23 protein-coding genes are annotated in these 23088 nt (G+C 34.8%); 21 read left to right on the top strand and 2 right to left on the bottom strand.

Annotated elements, in window-relative coordinates:
* Window positions 1–225: 225 nt before the first annotated feature.
* The gene (hutH, locus tag MM239_RS04450; protein WP_241346944.1) at window positions 226–1794 is read right to left on the bottom strand and encodes a histidine ammonia-lyase; all 1569 of its coding nucleotides are present in this window, start codon (window positions 1792–1794) and stop codon (window positions 226–228) included.
* Between the two features lie 349 nt (window positions 1795–2143).
* On the opposite strand from hutH, the gene MM239_RS04455 reads away from it, so the two are divergent.
* Both MM239_RS04455 and MM239_RS04460 read left to right on the top strand, forming a co-directional pair.
* Complete coding sequence (locus MM239_RS04455) at window positions 2144–2401, top strand: GxxExxY protein (protein WP_241347092.1); 258 nt, start codon at window positions 2144–2146, stop codon at window positions 2399–2401.
* Between the two features lie 320 nt (window positions 2402–2721).
* Window positions 2722–3594, top strand: a complete 873-nt coding sequence (locus MM239_RS04460) for a LysR family transcriptional regulator (protein WP_241346946.1) — start codon at window positions 2722–2724, stop codon at window positions 3592–3594.
* A 698-nt stretch (window positions 3595–4292) separates the two neighbouring features.
* On the opposite strand, the gene MM239_RS04465 is transcribed toward MM239_RS04460, so the two are convergent.
* Window positions 4293–5327 carry an alpha/beta hydrolase gene (locus MM239_RS04465; RefSeq protein ID WP_241346948.1) on the bottom strand — a complete coding sequence of 345 codons (1035 nt, stop codon included), beginning with the start codon at window positions 5325–5327 and terminating at the stop codon, window positions 4293–4295.
* 184 nt (window positions 5328–5511) lie between these two features.
* On the opposite strand from MM239_RS04465, the gene MM239_RS04470 reads away from it, so the two are divergent.
* The 19 genes from MM239_RS04470 (at window position 5512) to MM239_RS04560 (ending at window position 23068) form a co-directional block, all read left to right on the top strand.
* On the top strand, window positions 5512–6018 hold the full coding sequence (locus MM239_RS04470) for a hypothetical protein (protein ID WP_241346949.1): 507 nt from the start codon (window positions 5512–5514) through the stop codon (window positions 6016–6018).
* A gap of 59 nt (window positions 6019–6077) precedes the next feature.
* Complete coding sequence (locus MM239_RS04475) at window positions 6078–6905, top strand: tetratricopeptide repeat protein (protein WP_241346951.1); 828 nt, start codon at window positions 6078–6080, stop codon at window positions 6903–6905.
* Between the two features lie 481 nt (window positions 6906–7386).
* On the top strand, window positions 7387–7893 hold the full coding sequence (locus MM239_RS04480) for a winged helix-turn-helix domain-containing protein (RefSeq protein ID WP_241346953.1): 507 nt from the start codon (window positions 7387–7389) through the stop codon (window positions 7891–7893).
* A gap of 249 nt (window positions 7894–8142) precedes the next feature.
* Window positions 8143–8745 carry a DUF6624 domain-containing protein gene (locus MM239_RS04485; protein WP_241346956.1) on the top strand — a complete coding sequence of 201 codons (603 nt, stop codon included), beginning with the start codon at window positions 8143–8145 and terminating at the stop codon, window positions 8743–8745.
* Window positions 8746–8888: 143 nt separating this feature from the next.
* Complete coding sequence (locus MM239_RS04490) at window positions 8889–10145, top strand: ABC transporter ATP-binding protein (RefSeq protein WP_241346957.1); 1257 nt, start codon at window positions 8889–8891, stop codon at window positions 10143–10145.
* Window positions 10142–11212, top strand: a complete 1071-nt coding sequence (locus tag MM239_RS04495; protein ID WP_241346959.1) for a DegT/DnrJ/EryC1/StrS family aminotransferase — start codon at window positions 10142–10144, stop codon at window positions 11210–11212. The genes MM239_RS04490 and MM239_RS04495 overlap by 4 nt, the downstream gene beginning before the upstream one ends.
* Window positions 11209–11826, top strand: a complete 618-nt coding sequence (locus tag MM239_RS04500; protein WP_241346960.1) for an acetyltransferase — start codon at window positions 11209–11211, stop codon at window positions 11824–11826. Before MM239_RS04495 ends, MM239_RS04500 begins: the two co-directional genes overlap by 4 nt.
* A complete protein-coding gene (locus MM239_RS04505) occupies window positions 11819–12706 on the top strand; it encodes a glycosyltransferase (protein ID WP_241346962.1) in 888 nt (295 codons plus the stop codon). The genes MM239_RS04500 and MM239_RS04505 overlap by 8 nt, the downstream gene beginning before the upstream one ends.
* Window positions 12685–13659, top strand: a complete 975-nt coding sequence (locus MM239_RS04510; protein WP_241346964.1) for a glycosyltransferase family 2 protein — start codon at window positions 12685–12687, stop codon at window positions 13657–13659. The genes MM239_RS04505 and MM239_RS04510 overlap by 22 nt, the downstream gene beginning before the upstream one ends.
* A complete protein-coding gene (locus MM239_RS04515) occupies window positions 13656–14447 on the top strand; it encodes a glycosyltransferase family 2 protein (protein ID WP_241346966.1) in 792 nt (263 codons plus the stop codon). Before MM239_RS04510 ends, MM239_RS04515 begins: the two co-directional genes overlap by 4 nt.
* Before the next feature lie 113 nt (window positions 14448–14560).
* Window positions 14561–15307 carry a hypothetical protein gene (locus MM239_RS04520; protein ID WP_241346968.1) on the top strand — a complete coding sequence of 249 codons (747 nt, stop codon included), beginning with the start codon at window positions 14561–14563 and terminating at the stop codon, window positions 15305–15307.
* A gap of 10 nt (window positions 15308–15317) precedes the next feature.
* Complete coding sequence (locus MM239_RS04525; protein ID WP_241346969.1) at window positions 15318–16307, top strand: hypothetical protein; 990 nt, start codon at window positions 15318–15320, stop codon at window positions 16305–16307.
* Window positions 16308–17288 (top strand): glycosyltransferase, encoded by a 981-nt coding sequence (locus tag MM239_RS04530; protein WP_241346970.1) that lies wholly within the window; start codon window positions 16308–16310, stop codon window positions 17286–17288.
* Window positions 17281–18108, top strand: coding sequence for a glycosyltransferase family 2 protein (locus MM239_RS04535; protein ID WP_241346972.1), 828 nt, complete (start codon window positions 17281–17283; stop codon window positions 18106–18108). The genes MM239_RS04530 and MM239_RS04535 overlap by 8 nt, the downstream gene beginning before the upstream one ends.
* Window positions 18105–19007, top strand: coding sequence for a glycosyltransferase (locus MM239_RS04540; protein ID WP_241346974.1), 903 nt, complete (start codon window positions 18105–18107; stop codon window positions 19005–19007). The genes MM239_RS04535 and MM239_RS04540 overlap by 4 nt, the downstream gene beginning before the upstream one ends.
* The gene (locus MM239_RS04545) at window positions 18997–19860 is read left to right on the top strand and encodes a glycosyltransferase family protein (protein WP_241346976.1); all 864 of its coding nucleotides are present in this window, start codon (window positions 18997–18999) and stop codon (window positions 19858–19860) included. Before MM239_RS04540 ends, MM239_RS04545 begins: the two co-directional genes overlap by 11 nt.
* Window positions 19861–19862: 2 nt before the next feature.
* Entirely contained in the window at window positions 19863–20810 is a 948-nt protein-coding gene (locus MM239_RS04550) for a hypothetical protein (protein WP_241346978.1), read from the top strand.
* Between the two features lie 30 nt (window positions 20811–20840).
* Window positions 20841–21971 (top strand): glycosyltransferase, encoded by a 1131-nt coding sequence (locus MM239_RS04555; RefSeq protein WP_241346980.1) that lies wholly within the window; start codon window positions 20841–20843, stop codon window positions 21969–21971.
* A complete protein-coding gene (locus MM239_RS04560) occupies window positions 21968–23068 on the top strand; it encodes a glycosyltransferase (protein WP_241346982.1) in 1101 nt (366 codons plus the stop codon). Before MM239_RS04555 ends, MM239_RS04560 begins: the two co-directional genes overlap by 4 nt.
* The last annotated feature ends 20 nt before the right edge of the window (window positions 23069–23088 follow it).

The raw sequence follows: 23088 nt of genomic DNA on the forward strand, positions 1-23088 counted from the left end.
TTTCCAATTCCTCTACTACTTGCTTCTTGAAGCTAATACTGTACCGCTTGAACTCTCGAACACTTTTTGTCATGTTTTTCCCAATTTTAGTTTGATTTAATTTGTCAAGCTATTTCAGGACATGACATCTTTGTCTAATTTCTCGCATCTCGTCTCTCGAATCTAATCTTCAATTAATATTTATCTCCTATTTTTTTTGGTACCTTAGAGACTTAGTGACTTTTTTTAAAATCTATCAAAATCCCCCGACCATTGCGTCTCAAACTCTAATTCTTCTTTTTTTGCTACTTCTCGCGCTAAGATAAGCAATTCCCCACTTCTGATGATTTCAATGGCGGTTTCCATATCTTCATACATGATTTGATCTTCGGTGATATGCTTGATTTTGGTACGTACATGCTCGTAGAGGGCAGTCATGATTTTTCCTGATTTCATTGGTGCATGAAAATCTACAGCTTGCGCAGCACAGAATAACTCTACACCTAATATTTTCTCTACATTTTCGATCACTTGTAAGGCCTTTCTAGCTCCAATGCTTCCCATACTTACATGATCCTCTTGACCCAAAGATGTTGGAATGCTGTCAGCGGAGGACGGAAAACATAAACCCTTATTTTCACTGGCAAGGGCAGCTGTAGTATATTGAGGGATCATAAATCCTGAGTTTAGGCCTGTTTCTTTGAGAAGTAGTTTAGGAACTCCAGGGGTGTCACCTTCCAAGGAAAGATATATTCTTCTATCAGAGATATTGCCGATTTCGGATGCGGCCAAACAAGCATAATCCAGAGGCATGGCAATGGGTTGACCGTGGAAATTGCCACCGCTGATGGTGTGGTTTTCGTCAAATACCACTGGGTTGTCAGTCACTGAGTTGATCTCTGTTTCAAGCATCTGCTTCAGGTGCAGCCATGCATTGCGTGAAGCTCCGTGAACTTGTGGCATACAGCGCAAAGAATAAGGATCCTGCACCCGTGCACAGGTTGCATGGGAATGCACGATTTCAGATTCGTGTAAGAGGTTCAGGATGGTTTGGGCTACGTGCTGATTACCTGCGTAGGGACGTAGTTGATGGAGCTCTGCGGAAAATGGCTTGATCGAACCCAGCAATCCTTCTAACATCATGGCACCCGTGAGATCTGCATGGGCAAGGATATTGTAAAACCGCTCCAAAACTTTCACGCCAAAGGCGGCGATAAATTGTGTGCCATTGATCAATCCCAATCCCTCTTTGGGTCCAAGGTGAATGGGGGATAGGTGATGCTCTTGGAGGACTGTAGCTGCCGATAGTATTTTCTCACCTACATGTACCTTCCCCAAACCAATCAGCGGCAAAAACAAATGGGAAAGAGGAGCGAGGTCACCTGATGCACCTAAAGAACCTTGTTTGGGTACCAATGGAATGATATCATTTTCAATGTGCCAAAGTATCCTATCCAAAGTCTGTTCCTGAATGCCTGAGTATCCCTTGGCAAGCGCATGTAACTTCAGGATCAGCATCAGTTTGGAAATCTCCACAGGAATAGGCTCGCCCACACCTACTGCATGGCTTTTGAGTAGGTTTTCTTGGAGTTTCTGAGTCTGATCGGGAGAGATCAATGTGGTACATAATGGTCCAAAACCAGTGTTGATGCCATATACCGGTTTGCCATTAGCTACGATTTTTTCTATAGCAGCAGCACTTACCCGTACTTTTTCGCGGGTTTCAGGAGTTAGTATACCTCTTATTTCCCCTCTAGCGATGCCCAGGGCTATGGAAGGAGTAAGGTGTTGTTGGCCGTATTGGAAGGTTTTCATATGGTTCTTATTGTTTCTCGCAAAGTCACAAAGGCACTAAGAGTTATTTCAAGGTGTTTTTTATTAGCAAATTGAAACCTTAGTGCTTTCATGGCATTACAAATACATTTCAAAATTAGTCAGTTATAAACATAATTATAAATACCAATTTAATGCATTACTAATAACTTCAGGTTATTATAAATTAATCGTTTCAATTTGTTATAAATCTTGAGCCTTTTGAATTGAATCCGTATTTTGTTTTTTTTAATTTTAAACTTTTAACAAATGGAATTCAATAACCTATAGTTTTGAAAAAGAGAGAAAAGGAAAGTGTATTGTCAATGCTTGTTTTCTAATTCATAAAAGTATTGGACCTGGTCTTTTAGAGAAGGTTTATGAAGTTTGTCTTACCCATGAGCTTAGAAAAGCATGTTTGGAAGTTAAAAGGCAAGTAACGATTCCTATTCTATATGATGGAATAAAATTCGATGAGGGCTTGATATTAGATTTACTTGTAGAGGACAAGGTTATCATTGAGTTGAAATCTGTTGAACAAGTCAATCCAGTGTGGGAAGCTCAAATTATTAGCCATTTGAAGATGACAGGTGTATCCCTGGGCTTTTGATAAACTTTAATGACCATTGATAAAGAAAGGGATAAGGAGGTTTCGTTATTTAAAGGGTTGCCACTAAGGCTCATAGACACAATGGGAATTGAATAAAAAATAATCCAAAAATCATAAAGCACTAACCTCAGAAATAAAATGGTGGCAATACCCAATCCTATCATGTCCATAATTTAGATGCCTTTATGACTTAAAAAGCATCTTTGTGCCTTAGTGATGTTAAAAATAAACTTAATGCCTTGTGGCAAATTACACCTTCCTTAGTGCCTTTGTGGCATATAATTATCTTTGTGTCTTTGCGGTAATAAAAACATGGAACCTTGAACATAGAATTAAGACACCTCGAATACTTTCGTGCCGTTGCTGAAGAACTGAACTTTGGCCGGGCAGCGGAGCGACTGTTTATCTCCCAACCAGGTCTCAGCCGACAGATCAAGCAAATGGAGGAGATATTGGAAGTACAACTCTTCGAACGAACTAAGCGGAAAGTAGTACTCACCCCTGCAGGACACTTCCTGAAAGCGGAAGTGGATTACATCTTCAATCACCTAGAACTGACCAAAACCCAACTCAAGGAAATTGCTTCGGGTAACATAGGGGAATTGAGGGTTGGATTTCTAGGCTCTGCAGCTCATACAGTAATTCCTGAGCTCCTCGTCAAAATCTCTCAAACCTATCCAAGCATCCAAACTTCACTTGAAGAACTCAGTAATGCCATGCAGGTTGAAATGTTGGAAAAAAACAAGCTGGATTTGGGCTTCGTCAGGCTTGCTCGTGTTCCAGAAACATTGAAGATGAAATTGGTTCATCAAGATACTTTTTCATTGGTTTTGCCAAAGGATCATTCCTTGTCTGAAGTTGATTTCAAGCATGTTGGGCAATTAAAAGAAGAGAATTTTATACTTTTTTCACAGGATTATTCCTCCATTTACTACGATAAAATTATGTCTATTTGTGAAGATAGGGGTTTTTCACCACGCATCACCCATAAGTCTGTGCATGCTCTCACCATTTTCAAATTGGTGGAAGCTGGTTTGGGGGTGGCCATTGTGCCGACTTCTTTAAAGCAGGGGTATGATTTGAATGTGAAGTTTCTTGAACTGGATAAGATCAAGCAAAAAACGGAGCTGTATGCTGTTTGGAAAAAGGGGAATAGGAATGCGGCATTGGGTAAGGTGTTGGGTTTGATATAAATAAAAAATGATATTGATAGATATATGGTTTATGATATGCCATAGAAATTAGGTGGATATAGAATAGAAATATAATGATGATTATGTGGATATATAGTTGGAAATGGAGGAGGTCCGAAAAAACAAAATAGCAGTCTACACAATAATAGATCATCAAAAGATACCTTCGCAGATTGTTTTCAAGTAAAAAGTTTGTCTGAAAAAAGGTTTGTGAAGAAAATTGGAGTACTTACAGAACCTGAATTAGCCGAAGTCAAGGTTTGTTTGGCAAAAGTACTGGAGTTTATTTAGCTTTTTGGGATATTGCCTTTTAAGCTAGACCAAGTCAAGAAGCAAAAAATATTATCAAAAACTTGCTATTACACGATACACTATCTTTTTTTTTTTTTGTAAAAACTTCATAATATGAAAGTTAAATCGATAATTCCCCAGGAATTGATTAAAGAAGCTATGGGGCTTTCCAAGGCTGATATGATCACAGAGGCTTTGAAGGTGGCCTTAGTTTCTTACATCCGCTCTCATTAAGTCAAGCAATTGGAGATGCTAATGTGATTGAGCCCTTAGTGTTTAAATACACTGCTCAGGAATTAAGAGATTTGAATCGCCGATGAGAGGTGTTGTTTTTAAATGAATTAAAGCTTTGGACTTTGGATAAAAAGCTAAGAAGGTTCATGGGGTATGGTTTGTTATTTTATCCCTCAAAATTCTAAATCTCTAACCCAATTCGTAATAAACTCTTTCGGCTCGTGATCCATATTGTAGGCACCCATAATATCCACAGGGTCTTCTTTGAAAAAGTGTCCCAACCTATCAAAAACCTTAATTTTTATCTTAGAGTTTTTGATTGATTTCAATAGCTGAGTTTCGCTCTCAGCACTGATAAATTGATCTTTTTCGCCGATCACATAAAGTGTTGGGATAGCTAAATTTTCAAAAATGGGTTCGAAGTTTCTTTTGATCATCTCAAGATTGTAAGGTGTGGAGAAGTAAGAGAATTTATTATACCGTCTTTTGGTGTAGCCGATTTCTTTTGCTTTTCTATAGGCGATTTTCCTTATTTCTTGATTTGGGAGGTGGCTGTTTTTGCCAATTTCATCATTGATGATCTCGACTACACTGACTTTTTCTTCTAATGTGTTATACTTGAATTTATCTTTTAGGGTAGGATTGTCATTTTCTAACTGATGTGTAAAAAAGGCTCCATGCTTTTGGATGGGACTTGCCAAAAAGACAAGAAAATCAGGCTCAATACCTATTTCTATAGCTTCTAAAATACCCATTCCTCCATAACTGTGTCCCAGTATTCCAAAAATTTTGCCTTCAAGAATAGGAATAGATTTTAGTTTTTCAACCAATTTCTGCAAATCTCTTCCAAGCATAGGGAGGGTATAGCTGTAGTCATTGTAAGTTCCTGTTGAGCTTCCATTCCCACGTTCATCGTATCTGAAAATAGCTATGTTTTTTTCTAAAAAAGCTTCAGTCAAAAAAGGGTGATTGTGTCTTGTGTCAGGTCCTGATCCAGGTACGATAAATATAATCTTTGAAAAATCATCAGAAGGCATAATCAAACTGCCGAAAAGCATGATGTTATCTTTATCATTTATAGCCGAAATCTCTATTTCTGAATATGTTGCCTTCATCTCAATGGTTCTTTCATGAGTGAAGATTTCTTGAGATTTGGCTTGAAAGATAAAAGTGAATGCTATTAAAAAGGACGTAATTGATTTTTTCATCTATTAAAAATCTCTAAAATATCTTAGTTTTCAAAGGCATTTAAAGTTTCTTAACAAAATTTAAAATGCTATTCAGTATCTTACTCATAAGCTATTTTAGTAAAATTATAATGACTTTCCTTCGTGTTTAACTTGTTAGTAGCATTTGGAATTTCTTTCTTTGCATAGGTTAAAATTGTTTGATATGATTCGTATGCTATTGATGCTCATTGTTTTTGGATTGTTTTCATGTAATGCCAAAACTGAATTCAAACCCGAATATTTAAGACATATAGGGGATATTGTAACTGATTCAAGTTTAGATGATGCAGATTTTGAATTGTGCGGGGAGGAAGATGCTGTGTTGCAATATTTCAATTTTGGAGACTCTGACAAGTATGAAGGTGAAAGAATTGCTATTTACGATTACTTTCAAGAACATTATCAGCCTGTATCTATTGATGAATCTGGATGGATTAGGGTACGGTTTATAGTCAATTGCCATTGGCAAACTGGACGTTTTAGAATGATTGAATCGGATGAAAATTACAATGAAAGACCTTTTGATAAAGCTATTTCTAATCAAATCCTCGAATTGACAAAAAGCCTTAAAGGCTGGATTGGTTATGAAAATGAAGAGAGAGGCCTTGATTACTACCAGTATTTGGTATTCAAAATTAAAAATGGATCTATTGTGGAAATGTTACCCTAAGATAGGTTTGCCATTGGTAACTGATAACTAATTGAGGTTTTTATTTAATATTGATAGTCATGCATATTAGAAGTTTGATTTTTGTAGTTTTTATTTCTTTTTTGGGTAAAGCCGCCCATGCACAATACAATTGTGAATGGTTTAAAGCGCAAGGAAATATGGTAAGATACCAAGCTTGTCTCGAAGCAAATAAATCAAATGAATTCTATCAGTTTAGCAAAGAATTCCATGAAGTTTATGATAGAGTAATGGAAATGGATCCTACATGGGCTTTGCCTTATCGTGCAAAGTCTGTGTCTTACCTCAAATCAGGAGATTTTATCAATTGGAAAAAGCTTATAGACCAAGCTGTAGCATATGATACAGTTACTTACTTGGGCTATAGAGCAGGATGCAGGTTTCAGTTTTTTAGAGATTATACAGGGGCTATAGAGGATTGTTTGCTTCTGAAAAAAGTTATGAATAATGATATGGGATATACTGCCAATGGTCAGTATCATTTGGATATCGTTTTGGCCTTGAGCTACAAGGCGCTTGGAGATCCAAACAAAGCAATTGAGACAATATTGGAAAGACATCATGAGGCTAATTACATGATGGGAATATTTGATATGCTTCACCTTGGGGTACTGTATGCAGAGCAAGGTGATTTACAAAAGGCAAAAGCATGTTTTGAAAAGCAAGAAGCATTCAATGACCTTGCGGAAAACAGGTATTACCTAGCTATGGTTTATAAAAAGCTTGGTCAAAAGAAAAAGTATATCGAGCAATTGGAAAAGGCTAAATCACTTTATACTATAGGTTTAAAGATGAATGATCCATACCAAGCTCCTATGGATAAAATTTATCTCAAGCAAATAGAGATAGCCCTGGCTGAGCATTTTTAGAAATACTGTGCTTTGTCATTCTTGTTTGGAATAATAGATTTGATGCGCAAGACATAAGTTACAATACTCAAGATAAGACTCCTCTTTAAATTACACATGGGTATTGATAAAGGATGTATATTTCGCCCTATACATATATCAACTTTACATTTCTTTGGCATATTTCACCCTTCATCAGTCTCTCGAATCTTCTCTCTACATGGTACTTGGTACTTTATACTTCGTACTTTGCACATTTCTCATTTGCTATTTTCCCAACTATCAATAACTTTGCTACTGTTGAGTAAAAAAATTACTCATTCAAGCTAAGTTCACCTGTGACTGACAGGGCGAAGCTGTGGACAGGGGAAATGTGCAAATCGTAAATTGTTCAACGTTAATCGTGCATGATTTAACGCTTAACCCTCAACACACCCACGAACTCCGACAATGTTAATCGTTAACCGCGCATCACTCAACACTTAACACCCCAACCAACCCCTTGCTCTCCTCCATCGTTACTTCCAAAACTAGAATTAAGCTCCTTTTGAAGTTTTTTTCTCATAACAACACAGGATACTTGCGTGCATTGGCGAAGGAGTTTGACGAATCGACTAATTCGGTACGTGTCGAACTCAATCGGCTGACAGATGCAGGATTATTGGAGACAGTGGATGAAGGTAGGCTCAAGGTTTACAAGGCCAATGAAGGACATCCATTTTTCTCCGAAATCAGAAATATGGTATCCAAATTCTTTGGACTTGAAGAACTCATGGAGAAAATCGTCCGAAGAATGGGTGCTGTGGACAAAGCTTATATCATAGGTGAATATGCCATGGGCAACGATACTGGGGAGATAGAAATTCTCTTGATTGGCAAAAACTTAGACCTTCAATACCTCGAATTTCTAAAAAACAAAACCTACGAAAAACTCCAACGCAAAGTCATCGTCCACATTCAGGAAGATGAACTGGAGGAAGTAAAGGGAATTATGATTTTTGGAAGCTAAGATTCTCTTGCAGAGCGCGTAGAGGGGCAAAGCAACGCAGAGGGTTATGGGGAATAGATAGAGAATTTAGAGATGAGACATACGCTAAAACGAAAAAAGTTGATATTTGCCTGCAGCGATATTGGTCGGCTAGAGCAATAGTTATCGGAACTAAAATCTAAAATCTGAAATCTACAATCTTAGATATGAATGTCTTGATTCTTGTTTCTTGCCTCTCACATCTAGTCTCTCGCTTCTCGCTTCTCCAAAATGCCTCATTATCCAGCCATAGCAAATAAACTGATCAGCCTTCGTAATGCTGACTTGGCGCTTCGGGATATGCTGATGCGTAGTGGAAAGCTACAAGATGGGTATGCTGAAGAGATGGAAGCGATGCACTTGAAGCATGCAGCGATACTTGAGCAAGTGATCGATGAGATTGGTTACCCTACGATCAGCAAAGTAGGTGAGGAGGGAAGTGCAGCGGCATGGTTGATTATTCAGCATGCGATCAGCAACCCAAGTTTTATGCGAAAGTGTCAGCAACTGCTCTCTGAAGCTGTAGATCAAGGAGATGCTTCAGCGCTGGACTTGGCCTACCTCAGTGATAGGATTGCAGTGCTGTCAGGACAGAAGCAGCTGTATGGGACACAGTTTGACTGGGACGAGGAAGGGAAGTTGAGTCCCAATGCCTATGATAATATAGCTCTGGTCAATGAAAGAAGAGCCTCCCTCGCGCTTCCCAGCTTAGAGGAACAGACCCAGTCCATCAGGCTCCGAGCCCAATCCGAAAACCACCAAGCTCCTACAGACCTTCAGCAAAGAAACCTAGAAATGAATACTTGGAGAAAGAAAGTGGGATGGGTGGAGTGAGAGAGGGTTGGTGAGATTGTTGTTGGGGTTGGGAGGTTTTAAGAGCTTGTACATTGTGCTTGATTTGGAGGATATAAATATTCAACCAAAATTGGAAGATCATATCATGGATAAATGAGGAAAATTCATAAGACTAAATATAGATGTCAATAATTAAAGTAGAAGGAGTTTCCAAACGCTACCGGCTTGGCTTAAAAGAAAAGCAAGCAAAAACCTTGATGGAGCTGTTAGGAAATATCATCAAGTCACCTTATGATAATTTTAAAAGACTGAGAAGTCTTAGCAAGTTTGGTGAACAAAATGAATCTGTTTTCTGGGCTCTAAAAGACATCAATTTCGAAGTGCAGCAAGGAGAAGTATTGGGTATTATTGGGAAAAATGGAGCTGGTAAATCTACACTTCTGAAAATCCTTTCCCAGATCACAGAGCCGACCTCAGGAAGAATTGAAATGCGAGGTAGGGTAGCATCCCTTTTGGAAGTAGGGACAGGTTTTCATCCTGAACTTTCTGGAAGGGAGAATATCTATATGAATGGGACTATTCTTGGGATGACAAGAAGAGAGATAGATAGCAAGCTGGATGAGATCATTGATTTTTCTGGAGTGGAGAAGTTTATCGATACACCTGTGAAATTCTACTCTTCAGGAATGAAAGTACGCCTAGGTTTTTCAGTAGCGGCCCATTTGGATCCAGAGATACTGATTATTGATGAAGTGCTAGCAGTGGGAGATTATGAGTTTCAAAAGAAGTGCTTGGGCAAGATGGAGGATGTGAGTAAAAATCAGGGTAGGACGGTGCTTTTTGTGAGTCATAATATGGAAGCAGTGAAAGCATTATGCCCTAAAGCTTTGAGTTTGAATCAAGGGAAAATGCATCTATTTGATAAAACTGAAAATGTAATTAATGATTACCTTCAAAGGTGTTTTATTGGTGAGCATATGCAGGAGTGGAGTTATCAAGACGCACCTGGAAATGAATTTGTCAAGTTCAAGTCAATTGTAATAAGAAAATCAATTAACAATCAAGCTTCTTTTACTGTACATGATGATCTTGAGGTATTGACAGAGTTTTGGCTTGAAAAGGATGATTTGAGAATTAATTTAAGCTTGCATCTGTATGCTGGGACTGGTGAATGCTTAATGAATATTCACAGCCAAATGCCTCCTCCAACATTGAGAAAAGGTTTACACTTTTCAACCTGTAAATTCCCGAAAAAGTTGTTGAATTCTGGTTTTTATTCTATTTCAATGATGATCGTAAAGGACACAACTACAGCATTGTTTGAATTGAAAAATGCACTGTCCTTTGAAATTCAAGATATTCATAGAGAAGACATGCATTGGCATGGAAAATTCCCTGGTTTTTTCCGCCCTGATTTACCATTTACAATACAAGTATGATTCCAGTTACGCAACCTTTCCTGCCACCTAGAATTGAATATGAGGAGTACCTTGAAGGAATATGGCAAAGAAACTGGCTTACCAATGATGGCGAACTAGTGAGAGAGCTAGAAACCAAATTAAAAGAGATTCTTCAAGTTTCCAATATGCTTTTTGTTGCAAATGGTACTTTAGCTCTTCAGTTAGCAATCAAGGCTTTGGGAATCAAGGGAGAAGTTCTTACTACACCTTTTTCCTATGTAGCTACGACTTCGAGTATAGTATGGGAAGGATGTACACCTATTTTCGTAGATATCTTGCCTGATTATACGATTGATCCTAAGTTGATTGAAGAAGCTATAACGCCTAAAACTTCAGCAATTCTTGCTACTCATGTTTACGGTATTCCATGTCAGGTTGAAGAAATTCAGAGAATAGCTGATAAACATAATCTTAAAGTAATTTATGATGGTGCACATGCATTTGGAGTTAAAGTAAAGGGTAAATCAATTTTTGAGTATGGAGATATTTCTACTTGTAGTTTTCATGCCACCAAGCTTTATCAGACGATAGAAGGAGGGGCTGTGTTTACAAAGGATAAGTCACTATTCAAAAAATTGGGTTATTTGAGGAATTTTGGACATGATGGATTTGATAGGTTTAATGGTGTAGGCATCAATGCAAAAAATTCGGAATTCCATGCAGCCATGGGATTAGCGAACTTAAAGTATTTGGAAGAAATCATGCTCAAAAGGAAAGATCAGTTTATGTTTTATCATAAACGGTTGTCTCACTTAGCGGTTAGTTTAATCCTTTTGGAGAACTTGACTTCATTCAATTACTCGTATTTCCCAATACAATTTCAGTCCGAAGAAGAACTTTTAAAGGTAAAGGCTAAATTAGAGGATAATAAGATTGGTTCTAGAAGATATTTTTATCCTAGTTTAAATAAGCTTGATTATGTGGCAGGACAAGTTCCATTGGCTGAAAGTATTTCAAAAAGGGTATTGTGTATTCCTTTATTTCATGCATTGACTTATCCTGATCAACAGTTTATTTGTGATTTATTAACTGAAAGTTTAAAATGATTTTAGTGGGAGCTGGAGGGCATGCTTTGGAAGTGCTTGACATCTTGGAGATTGAAGGAAAACTTGATATCAAACTTTATGATGATATTAATCCGGATATCATTTCAGTGAGGAATTATAGGGTTATTAAAAATAAACTCGATCTTCTTGAAGTTTTTAAAAATGACAATCAATTTGTTATTGCAGTTGGTAATCCAAAACACAGGCAGGCATTGTATCAATTTTTTAAATCTCTAGGAGGTGAACTAGTAAGCCTTCGTAGCCAAACTTCGACAATTAGTAAATACTCAAGCTTAGACTATGTAGATGTGATGGATCAGTGTTTTATTGGCCCATATGTCAAGATAGGTAAGGGGACTTTAATAAATACTGCTGCTAATGTTCATCATGAATCAACTTTAGGTGAATTTGTAGAAATTGGACCAGGTGCAGTTATATTAGGTAAAGTTAAAATTGGGAGCTTTACCCTGATAGGTGCAAATGCTACGATCTTACCAAATATTCAAATTGGAGCTAATTGTGTGATAGGTGCAGGTGCCGTTGTGACTAAGAATGTTTCTGATGATTCAGTTGTATATGGGATTACAGTTCAGAAATTAAATAAAAATGGATAGAAATGTCATGGTTTCTGTGTGCATGATTACATATGGGCATGAAGCTTTTATAGCAAAAGCTATTGAAGGTGTGTTAATGCAAGTTGTTGATTTTGATATTGAATTAGTTATAGTTGATGACGCTTCTCCTGATAATACTCATCAAATAGTTAAAGAAATTATAGATAATCATCCAAATGGTAATTGGATAAGATATATTAAGCAAGAGAAGAACATTGGCATGGTCAAAAACTTCAGTTTTGCATTAAAAGAATGTAAAGGTGAATACATTGCAATTTGTGAAGGAGATGACTATTGGATAAATAATAAAAAATTGAAAATTCAAAAGGAGTTCTTAGAAAAGGAACCTGAATTTTCATTGTGCTTTGGAAATTGTAATGTTATTGATGTCGAAGGTAATAATCTAGATAATTTTAAAGTTAAAGAAATAGATAAATCTGATTATTCAAAAAGTGATTTAATAAAGTGTCCTTTGATTCCGACCCTGACTGTAATGTTCAGAGGTGATCTAAGTAATATTAGTTTTCCTTCAAAGTTACTTAATTGCGATTCATATTTGTTTGCATATCTTGCAAAATTTGGAACTGGAAAGTTTTTAAATGTAAACTTTGGAACATATAGAATTCACCCTAATGGCGTTTGGTCACCTTTGACTAAATATAAAAAAATGACTTCCTCATTGTATACAATTAGAAAGATTAAAGAAATAGACTTTTCAACCGACTTAAAAAAAATCGCACATCTATCCCACATAAAATACTTGATTTTTTTTTCTAAAGAGTTGCAAAAAGATAGAATTTATCATAGATGGATGTTTTTTGTTTTCCTATCTTATTATTATAGAATTTTAAAAAAAATATGGATTCAGAAAAAAAATTAATATCCATTTTAATACCAAATTACAATAAAGAGCTGTTTCTAAGAGAAACCTTAAATTCAGTTTTATTTCAAACTCATACAAATTGGGAATGTATTATTGTAGACGATCATAGCACGGATAATTCGTGGGAGATATTGGAAGAGTATGCTAATAAAGATTCTAGGTTTGAAATATATAAAAGACCATTAAAACTATCTAAAGGAGCTACTTCTTGTAGGAATTTTGCATTAGAACAGTCAAAGGGAGAGATGATTCAATATCTAGATTCTGATGATATATTGGAACATAACAAAATTTTAAATCAATTAAATTGTTTTCAAGATTATGAAAGTATTTTAATTTCAAATTGGGAGTATTTTGGGAGAAAAGATGCGAATAAGTTTTTGTCTAAGTATAAACTAGAACAATATCCAGAGTCCATAATCTCATTATTCGAAATTTTATGGAATGAACAAAAGTTTATTCCAGTTTTTTGTTTTTTAATTCCTAGAAAATTAATTCAATACAATTGGAGACCAAATTTGTTAAAAAATCAAGATGGAGATTTTTTTTTCAACATTTTAATGACTTGTGAAAACATTGTATATGTTAAAAAATCAATTGGTTATTATAGAGTTCCTGATTCTAATCATATTAGTGGTATAAAAAGTATAGCAGCATTTCGATCTGATTTTATTGTGATAAATTCTTATGAAAGAATATTGAAAGAGAACGAAAAGAATTTAAAAATTGTGAGTGGGATTATACAAAATTATGTGGGATTTATATTAAGAGTTTTAGACAAATCGCCAGCTCTTGCAAAATTAGCTTGGATGAGAATTGTAGTTTTAGATCCTAATTTTAGGATGCTAAAAAGTGAGAAAATGTTTTTTAAATATGCAAAAAAAATCGGATTCGATTTTTCACTTCTTATCAGAATTATATACCAGAAAATAAGATTAAAGGTAAAATGATTTCCATAATAATACCATGTTATAATACAGGTCAATACCTCGAAGATGCCCTAGAAAGTGTATTTAATTGCAACTTTCAAGATTATGAAATAATTATAGTGAATGATGGTTCGGATGATAATCAAACAAATCAAATATTGGGACTTATTAAGCATAAAAAAATTAAAATAATTACACAAGAAAATAAAGGGTTGAGTTCAGCACGAAATTTAGGAGTTAGAAATTCAAATGGAGAGTTTGTTTTATTTTTAGATAGTGATAATAAAATTTTAGATGGGTATTTTGAGCAAGCCATTAAATTTTTTAAAGAAGATTCAACCGTTGGTGTTGTATATTCTATTCCTGAGTTTTTCGGCTCAACAAATACTCCTAGATTTCAAACCAAAGCCTATAATTTCGACGCTCTTTTAGCAGGGAATTTTATTGATGCATGTTCTTTTGTGAGAAGGATTGCTTTTGATAGCGTTGGAGGATTTGACGAAAATAAAAATCTAAGAATTAGCGAAGATTGGGATTTATGGATTAGATTGGGGATTTCTGGTTGGAAATTTCAATTTATAAATGAGTACTTATTCAAATATAGGATAAGAGAAGACTCAATGATTGGCACAGCTGATGATGTAATTATTGAACAAACTCAAAAATATCTTGGTCAAAAATATGGCTATGTTATTCATAAGAAGTACCGTCAATATTATCGTGTTTTATTAAAAATTCAACATCGACCATTTTTATATTTTTTCAAGATTATTTATTATAAATACATTTTAAGAAGAACCATTATCTAATGATTAAATATTTTACGAATTTTTTATGTAAGATAAAGTTAAAATGTAACTATTATAAATTTTTATATAGTGGATTGAACGTTTTATATTTAAGTAATTCTAGATTAGCTATAATGACAATAGCATTTAATGACCCTGAAATAATTGAACTACAGATACAGCTTTTGAAAAAGTATTTGAAAGATGACTTTGATCATTATATACTTGATAATTCTTCAATTCAAGAAGCTAGAATCAATTTAAAGCGAATTTGTAAATCACATAAAGTTAAGTACATTGGATTACCTAAAAATCCATACTCAAATAATAAATCTCATGCAGCTGCAATGCACTGGGGATACTTTAATTTAATTAGAAAAAGTAAATACAGTTTTTTTGGTTTTTTAGATCATGACATCTTCCCGACTACTTCATACAGTGTATTAGATAGGATAAAAAATGGGGTATATGGAAGAAAAGTAAATGCATATTTCACAGGTGGATATCATGAGGACTTATCAAATGAACATCCTTATTGGTCTTTATGGGCAGGTTTTTGTTTTTTCGATAAAATTATGTTTAATGGGATTTATCCATGTAGATTTAATTTTTTCTCAAAGCATTTCCCAAATGGGGATTATTTAGATACTGGGGGTGGTTTATGGGATAAGGTCTACTCGAAAATAAACCTTCCAACCTCATTTTCAAGTTACGAAGTTGTTTCACTTTCAGATAAAATAAATAATGATATCCAAAATGATAAAATTGAAATCTTAGATAATACATGGTGTCATTTTGTGAGTCTATCTAACTGGAGAAAAGTAACAAATATCAAAGAAAAAAGAAGTCAGGTTTTTTATTATTTACAGAGATATTTATAAATAACAATCATTGAAAACTTTATACTTTACTCTTTGCTCAAATAATTACCTTCCATTTGCTTTTTCTTTAGAAAAGTCATTAAGGTGTAATTGCCCAGATATTCAATTTATAATTGGTTTAGTTGATCTTAAAGATGAAAAAATCAATTATGATGAAGTATCACAATCACTAATTCTCCCATGTTTTGATTTAGGATATCAAGAGTTTGATGATATGTTAACTCGATACAATGTCATTGAATTTAATACAGCTGTTAAGCCTTTTTATTTTGAGTATTTGTTTGAAAAATTCAAGGATGTAGATGCTATTTATTACTTAGATCCTGATCTTTATTTTTATCAATCGCCATCATTAATGGATACTTATTGGGGAGTTAACGAAATTATGCTTACCCCAAATCAAATTTCACTCCCAAATAAAACGACAACTGGGGAACTGGCATCCTTAAGACATGGAATAAATAATCTAGGTTTTATAGGGATCAAACGCGGGGTTCAAGGTGTTGGGTTGATTTCTTGGTGGAAAGAAAGATTAACAAATTATTGTAAAATTGATAAATGCAAAGGGATTTTTGTGGATCAAAAATGGATTGATTTAGCACCATTGTATTTTGACCAAATAAAATCCATAAAGAATTTTGGATGGAACATGGCTTGGTGGAATTTTAGTGAAAGAGAGTTGATCTTGAAGGGAAACACATATTATGTAAATTCAACGGAATGGCCCTTATTATTTTTTCATTTTTCAGGTTTTAAGCCAGGCAATAAAAATGCAACTGAAAGATTAGAAAAAAGGGAGTTTGAAATTTTAGATAATAGCATATTGCAAAAGTTTTTTGCTGATTACGCTGAAAAATTAAGACAAAATGACTACGATTATTTATCTAAGCTAAAGCCGAAGCTAAAGTTTTACCAAGAACCAAGCAAAAAGAAGCATAGGTTTGGTCGATTTATTAAGTCCAAGTTTAATAATTTGATTTTTAGAATTTTTAAAGTTTAAATGATAAGTATAGTAGTATGTACATACAATGGTAGTAATAGAATACTTCCTTGTTTAGAAAGTATTGTTAATCAAGAAGGAAATCCAGTTTTTGAATTAATTGTAGTAGATAATGCATCGAATGATGAGACCAATTCGATTGTAACTAATTATTTGGAAAATTATGCTAGTATCAATTGGTCTGTAATCAAAGAAATAAAGGTAGGACTAAAATACGCTAGAATAACTGGACTAAAATCAGCATTATTTGATTGGGTGCTTTTCTGTGATGATGACAACATTCTTTATAACAACTTTATTTCAAATTGTACAAAATTTCTTAATCTTGATTCTAACCTTGGTGTACTCGGAAGTTATGGTGAACCCCTATTTAATTCAGAAAAGCCAGTGTGGTTTGATAAGTATTCATCTAGTTATGCTTTAGGTAGTCAACTTAGAAGCAGTGAAGATATTGGTAATCTAAACTACGTCTACGGTGCCTGTTCAATTTATAGGAAACAACCTTTGTTAGAATTATTAAACTCAGGTTATGAGCCAATTTTAGGCGGTAGAATTGGTAATACTTTAAGTTCAGGAGATGACGTTGAATGGTGTTATTTGATGCAGTTTTTAGGATTTACAGTTTCATTTGAAGAATCATTGAAGTTTTACCATGTTCTTAATGCAAATAGGCTTACTTGGGATTATTACTTGAAACTAAAGTCTGGTATTACAAGTAGTGCAGGTGTTTTGGAGGTTTACAAATTGTATTATGAGAGAGGAATTCGCTCTATACTTAGTTTACAATTATATTACTTTACATTTAGCTTTAAGTCTTTCGCTTTATATGTAAAACATTTTATTATAAGTAAGATTGCAAAAGCAACTTCTGAAAGGCAACTCGCTTTAGTGATTCTGAGGTCAAGAATGAAATCATATTTTTTCCATTGGCGTAATGCTTCTAAATATTTTAATCAGTTAATTCAGGTATTTCATGCCTAAGTTTACTGTAATTATCCCAACTTTTAATCGATCTTATTGCATTAGTAATGCGATAAACTCGGTCTTAAATCAAACTTTCGATGACTACGAACTTATTGTAATTGATGATGGATCCACGGATAATACGAAAGAGGTTGTTTTAAGCCAACTATCAGCAAAGTATTACTATCAAGAAAATAAAGGAGTATCTGCTGCACGGAATTATGGAGCTGCTTTAGCTCAAGGAGATTGGCTTGTTTTTTTAGATTCAGATGATGAACTTATTTTTAATACACTTACTTTATTAGGTAATTCAATTGATCCAATTCATAATGTTATAAAAGGCAGCTATAGAATACTACGAAAGAATAGAAGATCATTAGTTAACCATGAAGCATTTATTCCTGGAACATTTACAATTAAAAGGGATTTTTTTCAGAGTTTAAATGGATATGATGAGAATATAAAATATGCAGAGAATACTGAGTTGTTTTTTAGAGTGAAGCAAAATGCAGGTCAAATCAAATATTTGTCAGAAATTCTGGTGAATTACCATGCAAGTGAACATGGTGGAAGTAAAAATAGAAAACAGCAAACCAATGCCTTACTATTTATTTTAGAAAAGCATCAAGAATTTTTAACAAACCATGTCAAGTTTTTATATAATCAAATCATAGGTGTGAATTACCTCAGAGCAGGTTTGCTAAAGAAAGGAAGGACTTTTTTGATAAAAGCATTATTCTACAAGCCATTTAAACTGAAAACATATTTGCGCCTTCTCATTGGATGTAGTAGGAAGCTTTCCCAATATGTGTATAGAAATCATAATAATCAAGCATGACATTTGCTGGCTTTATTATAACCTATCATAGACCAAAAATTCTGTTAGAAACCATTGAGCATGTGTTTGCACAATCCTATCCACCTGAATTTCTTTGGATTATTGATAATTCCAGTGATGATCAAACCAAGCATGCAATTGAGAGATTAAGTTTTGAAAATGTAAAGTACCATGCCATGGGCCACAATGCTGGTCCAGCTGGTGCAGCAGCTAAGGGATTGGAACTTTGTACAGCAGATGGAGCTGATTGGATATATTGGGGGGACGACAATGATCCGCCATTTCCTAATGATTGTTTTGAAAGGTTGTTCAATAATATTGTCAGTATACCGAAATTAGGGGTCATAGGAGCTGTTGGTCATTTTTTTGATAGCCAAAAGGGAAAAATGACAAAAGTTTCAAACAATGAGCTTTTTAGAAGTGAAGTAAGCTTAATTGATTGTGTCGCTGGCAATATGTCTATGCTTGTTTCAAGAAAAGTTATTGAAAGAGGAATAATACCTGATGATAGATTCTTTTTCGGTTTTGAAGAACTTGATTTTTGCCTCTCAGTTAAATCAAATGATTTTGAGATTGCTATAAATTCATCTCTATCTTTATTTTTAAGAAATCATTATAAAAGAAGTAATTTAACAAAACCTAATTACATCAAAAAGACTAATCTAAATCGTGAATATTATAGCTATAGAAACCTCTTATTGATTGCAGATAAACATGGATTTGGATTCATGAAGCTTCATTTGTTTCTTAGATGGTCTTTAAAATCGTTGTTTGGCTTTATGTATGGTTTCAAATATGGACTAGAAAATTTCAGACTTATTTGGTTAGCGTTTTTCCATTATTTATCAAACAAAACAGGTATGCAAATACCGCTAAACTCCTTTAAAAATGAAAGCTGACATTGGAGCGGTTATAGTCACTTATCAACGATATAATGAGCTTAAGTTAACTATAGAAGCTTTACTTTCAGAAGGTATAGGTTTGAAAGATATTTTCATTATTGATAACAATCAAGGTGAATCTAAAGATCAAAAATTCTACACTCAATTTTTAGGTGTCAATACCATACATCCCAATGAAAATATTGCTTCTTCAGGAGGTTTTGCATTAGGTATGCAATATGTTCATAAAGTAGGTTATGGATGGGCATTATTATTCAATGATGATTCCAGACCTTTAAAAGGTGCGTTAAATGCATTTTATGACGCTATCAATACTTTGAAAAATAAGCCTCTAGGCTTAGTTAAAATTGCAAACCTCAATTCCAATGGTGAAGCAATTGTTCTTCATTGGAAAGGCGTGAGAAAGCCAAGCTACCATTCGATTAGTAATGTTCCTATTGAGAGTGATCTGGTGACATTTGATGGATGCTTTATTCATAAAGATGTTTTTGATCAGATTGGCTATTGTGATCCTAGCTACTTCATGGGTACATATGAATTTGATTATTGTTTGAAAGCAAAAGATAAAGGCTTTAAGATTTATACCTTACCCAATGGCTTGATTGCAGATGAGAAGCTTGGTTCTCAAGGAGGTACACCACCTTGGAGACAGTATTATAATACTAGAAATCACCTTCATTTGGGAATAGCAAGGAGGGATTTATCTATAATTTTAGCATGGTTAATCAGAGAAGCGAAATTCACTTATGCGATCTTTAGATTTCAAGATCAAAAAAAAAGGAGACTTTATTTAAAGCTGTTGGCTTTCTTACATGCTTTAAAAGGGATTAGAGGTAAGGTTATTATTTAAAAATGGAAGAAATTTTTTTTTATTCACCAAGTGAAACTCCAAAAAGATCTAATCAGTTTCCAAAAAATGGTTTAGAGTGCTGGATAAATAATACTTATTTTCATTTGATAAAATACTCGGGTCAATTTAAATTTAATCTTGTAAATGAAATTCCAAAAAACGGGATAATTGTTTTTCATAAAGGTCATTTTCCATCAATGCTAAAACCTAACAAGAGTCAGTTTTTTATATGTGTTCAATCGGACCATGGAAGACATAAATTTGCTCAATATCATATTTGTCAAAACCCATGTCAATTAAATGTATTTGGAGGAAGTAGAAAGCTGATCCTAGATTTATTATTGAGTTTTGCAAAATCTTTTTTTATTCGTTCTTGGAGTCAGCCAAATTTGATCACAAGGGATAAAAAAAGAAAGAATGCGATAAAAAGGGTTAGTTACATGGGTCTAGAAAAGAACTTTCCTATAGAAATGAGAGAAAATCTAAAATATGATTTAAACAAAAAAGGCATAGATTTCCAGCTCGAAGAGAATTATGAAAATTGGAATGACTATTGTGAAATAGATATTGTTCTAACAATAAGATCATTCAAAAATGAAAGATTTTATCATAAGCCATATGCTAAGATTTTAAATGCACTAAAAGCTGGATGTTTGGTTATTGCAGGAAATGAAAGTAGCTCGATTTATTTTAAGAACAATTATTACCCAGATTTGCCAATTGTTTCATCATATGCAGAATTGATTTTTGAACTTGATAGGATAGTAAGCAATCCCCAAGAGACATTTAATAAGGTGTCAAAGGTTCATAAGATGGTAGAATCAAAATTTGAAGAAGAAAATATTGTTTCAGATTATATCAGTGTTTTTGAAAAAGCTGTAATTGATATGAAGGAATGGTCTTCTAAAAGTAAAAAAAGATGGTGGTTTAATGCATATAGAAGTTTATAATCTCCTATTTATAATCAAGAGATATCGCCTTTGAAAATCCTCTACCTCATAGATACCCTGCAAACAGGAGGGGCTGAAAGGAGCTTGCTAGAGATAGCAAGTGGTTTGAGGGGCTTTGAGGCTGTATTTATTACTGTCTATAAAGATACTCATGCTTTACATGCAGCTTATGAAGGACGAGGAGTGAGCGTAATTCATCTTGATTTCCCTAAGGGGACACCATACAGCCATATTTTACCTACACTCAAGGAGCATATTGCTATACTTAGGCCTGACTTAGTTCATGCCACACTTTATAATGCAGAGATGCTCTCTCGACGATTAGGCCTTCGTGTACCTTTGATCAATAGCTTGGTGAACAATTCCTACCACAAAAGAAGGTATGCAGGACTTACTTGGAAAGGGAGGTTGGCATTGCTTAGGGTGCAGGTGATGGATTACCTGTGTAAGGGAAAAGTAGACATGTTTGTTGCAAACTCAAGCTACATTAGTCAAGTTCATCAGCGCTACTTGGGTATTCCTTCAGCAAAAATCCAAGTGATACACCGAGGTAGATCTATTACATCCCAAAGTGATTCTGATCCAATTGAAATTCAAAAAATCAGATCAAGCTTACCAAGGCAAGATACTAAAGTTTGGTTGACGGTGGGTAGACTTATCCGTCGCAAGGGACACAACGAGTTGATCCAAGCCTTTCATCGCCATATACAAAAATACCCGAATGCTGTTCTGTGGATTTTGGGAGAAGGAGAGGAGCATAAGAGACTAGATCAATTGATTGAAGACCTGAATTTGCAGGAACATGTCTTTTTACTCGGAAACCAATCAAATGTAGTTTCTTGGTTAGGAGCTGCTGACTTCTTTGTTTTTCCAAGTCACTATGAGGGTTTACCAGGTGTATTGATAGAAGCGATGATTTCTAAGCTGCCCATTATTGTTTCGGATATTCCTGAAAACAGAGAATGTCTCCAAGAAGGCATGGCGATCTTTCATCAAGTAGGGGATGTAGCAGACTTGGCAAATCAATTAGAAAATGCATTAGCCGTATCAGACTGGGATTTACGTACAAATAAGGCTTTTGAATATGCAAAAGCACAGTTTAATATCAAGAAGGTAGTTCAGCAGTATGAGGACTTGTATCAGAAAATGATAAATGGATGAAAATCCTTCAACTTATCCAAAAGCCACAACGAAGAGGTGCAGAGATTTTTGCCGCTCAATTGGCTCAAGAATTGGAGAATCGTGGTCATCAAGTTATCTTGGTGTCTATATTTGAAGGGAAAGCTGATTTACCTTTTGATGGGCAGCAAGTACATTTGGATAGGCCTATTTCACGGAGATTTTATGATTGGAAAGGGTGGCAATCATTTGCGAAGCTAATAAAAACTTTTAAACCAGACCTGATTCAAGCAAATGCTGCAGATACCCTGAAATTCGCAGTTTTTTCAAAGCTTATTTTTAGGTGGAATATTCCGATAGTCTACCGAAATGCCAACCAAATGGGTGATTTTATCACAAATTCTTGGCATCAGAAATTCAATCAATTTTTACTCTCTAGAACAGCCACCGTAATCGCTGTATCCAAAGCCTCTCAAGTTGACTTTTTGAGAAAATTCCAATATCCACCTTCTCTTACCACAGTCATTCCAATAGGGATAGATAGCAAAGCTATTAATTCCAGACTAGCAGAACCACATGATCTGAAGGTCGAGCGACCCTATTTGATTCAAATTGGGGGATTGGTGCCAGAAAAAGATCCAATGGCCATGGTGGAGATATTTCATGCCTTAAAAGAACCTCAGCTTAAGCTCCTGTTTTTAGGAACAGGAAAGTTAAAGCAACCGCTTTTGAGTCAAGTCAATGACTTGGGATTATCAGATTGCGTACAATTCATCCCTAGTCAAAACAATATTTTCCCATGGTTGCAGCACGCAGCAGCCTTGGTCATGCCTTCGAAGATAGAAGGTTTGCCGGGTGTAATACTTGAAGCCATGTATTGTAAAGTGCCAGTGATAGCGTATGGAGTAGGAGGGATTGCCGAAGTGTTGATCAATGACCAAACAGGATGGTGTGTTCCTAGTGGAGATAGGATATCTTTTCTTCGTGCAGTCAAAGATGTCTTACACAAAGATCCCGCATCTAAAGAAAAAATACTTTCTCAAGCCAAATTTCTTGTGGAAGAAAAATATGCTCTTGAAAATATAGTGGCTGAATTTGAGCAATGTTACTCGGCTATTATTTTGGAACAGGATGATTGAAATACACATTAATTCCTTCT

Origin of the sequence: Belliella filtrata (genome assembly GCF_022549775.1) — a bacterium.
In the GTDB taxonomy this organism is placed as follows: Bacteria; Bacteroidota; Bacteroidia; order Cytophagales; family Cyclobacteriaceae; genus Belliella; species Belliella filtrata.